The sequence below is a fragment of the Teredinibacter waterburyi genome (assembly GCF_001922985.1).
GTDB classification, from domain to species: domain Bacteria; phylum Pseudomonadota; class Gammaproteobacteria; order Pseudomonadales; family Cellvibrionaceae; genus Teredinibacter; species Teredinibacter waterburyi.
On record NZ_MRUH01000115.1, the window covers coordinates 1 to 685 of the forward strand.

Consider the following 685-nt stretch of genomic DNA (forward strand, 5'->3'; position numbering starts at 1 on the left):
ACAGAAAACAACACCTATAAATTACAAGCCCTACTCTACTACCCGTTAAGACGCATAACGCCCGGCTCAGCTGCGGCTGGTATGGAGCGATTTTTATGTTATTGTTTGAGCGCCAGCGAGTAACACAAAAGGCGCGTAGTACCGGCTGTCAGCCTGGAGCCGCTTGTTATAATTCTTGGCAGTCGGCACCCTCAATACTCCATGACCCAATATTTGAAAATGAATAGTTTAACCTTTCTGTATCATCTTCACTAATTTCAACTTGGGTACAGTTGTCATATGCGCAAACACAATAGATGCCACCCTGCAAAGGGATTTCGTAAAACCCCTTATGATTAGTAGTGGCGCTTACAAATGGCAAGTCTTGGGGAACCTCAACTAAATTGGGCTTGTAAAAATAAACATCTACTTCAAAATCTTGTACGGCAGAAGGTCCATTGTTAGGAGTATAATCAGGATAAGATGCGACCTGCCCATATATACCTTGCGAAATAGAAACATCATTTTCAATATCGGGCAAATCACCATCTTCCAATTCGCCGGAGCAGCCAACTAAAATCAGGGAAATACAAGTAAAATAAATTATTTTATACATATTAATGTCCATGTTTTTTGTAACGATTATAACGCCAAGCTCACCTGCAATTTTTGCTGTGAGCGTTTGTGTAAAATGGAGCTGCGCGAC

At 41.3% G+C, this 685-nt stretch carries 1 protein-coding gene; it reads right to left on the minus strand.

The window, feature by feature from the left end; all coding sequences use genetic code 11:
• Nucleotides 1-166 precede the first annotated feature (166 nt).
• A partial coding sequence (locus IDZ20_RS07935) for a hypothetical protein (protein ID WP_188150898.1) occupies nt 167-685 on the minus strand: 519 nt, incomplete at its 5' end.